Annotated in this window: 1 protein-coding gene; it reads right to left on the bottom strand. The window is 42.1% G+C overall.

All coding sequences use genetic code 11. From position 1 onward, the window contains the following. Positions 1-200: 200 nt before the first annotated feature. Positions 201-1,357: hypothetical protein (locus NZ519_13890; protein ID MCS7029845.1), on the bottom strand; the 1,157-nt coding region annotated here is incomplete at its 5' end.

Raw genomic sequence — 1,357 nt, 5'->3', positions numbered from 1 at the left:
AATAAGAAGTCAGGGCCTTGAAACTCTTTTCATTTTTTCTTATATCATTGTAATTCATATATTTAGAAAATTCTTAAGAAATTAAGCTGATTATTCGGCGGAAATATAATAAATTTGTGTTCATAAACTCTATTATACAAAACAAAAAAGCATATCAATTACTTGATATGCTTTTTGATTAAGAAACACTTAACTAATAACTATTTGTTGTTTTTAGCTAACTCTTCTTTGGTAGCAGGAACAGACACATTAGGAACTTTAACTTCATAATCAGACTCAGGGGTACGAGGCACTTCTTTGACTTCTAGTTTATTCTTAGATACAGGCAAGGGGGCAGGTACAAAACGCTCTGCAGAGTATTTTGCTATGGTACCATCAGGGTTAACCTCATCGGCGCGGTTGGCAGTTACCATCCAAGTGAAAGGCACATTTGAAGTACCTCCGTTGAGCTCAATTACGTCAAAGCCGTATTGAGTCTTGTTAGTTACATATACGCCTTTGCAATCCCCTTCTAATTGAATAAATACACGCAAAGGATGCTCTTGATTAACCACAATGTTTTTAGCAAAAATAGGGTCAAGAGTAATGTGCGCACGACCATTTACCAATTGTCCTGTACCATAGTCTTGGAAAAAGTTTTCGGGTGCTTCGGGAGCAGACATAGTTACCAATTTGCCATTTACGTCAGGTACAATAGTATTTACTGTTCCAGGACCTATGATTTTTCTTAAAGTAGCGGTATTATCTCTTACTGCTACATAAGCCCAAGTCTGAGGAGTGTAAGTGGGTGCTCCGTTCTGCACTTCAAAATATCCCCCTGCAGAAGCGCTAGTACCGTTTGCGCCGTTATTATTTAAAGGATCAGTATTTACTGTGGTAGTTGCAAAGCCCATTACACCGTAGTACTGTCCTACTCCTACTACTCCTGCACCTGTGGTAGGAATATAAATAGTAGTTGTAGAGTTATTTCCTACTCCTACGACTCCTACGCCTTGTCCTGCTGCAGCAGTGGAAGTACCCAGTGCATACAGACCTACTATCGTACCTGCTGCAGCCGCACCGCTACCAACGGTTAAAAAGCTTCCTCCTAAGTTATTCCCGCTAAAAAGCCCTCCTGTACCACTGGCATGTGTATTAACACCTCTCACTGCTAAACCCGTAGCAGATGCCGTTTGCCCATATACACCAGTAGCGGCTCCTGAAGTAGCTGTGGCAAGGCCAACTACCCCAATTCCACCCGCATTTGAATTCGTAACACCATATACCCCGTAGGCTGAACCGCTTGTACTAAAGGCTCTACCGAAGGTACCCACAGTCAAAGCTGTTCCTGCGGCACCTGTGGCTTGCCCGTATACTC

It is taken from the genome of Bacteroidia bacterium, from assembly GCA_025056095.1.
Lineage (GTDB): Bacteria > Bacteroidota > Bacteroidia > JANWVE01 > JANWVE01 > JANWVE01.
Note: the sequence above shows the minus strand (reverse complement) of the source record. Positions and strands in the feature narration are given on the sequence as shown.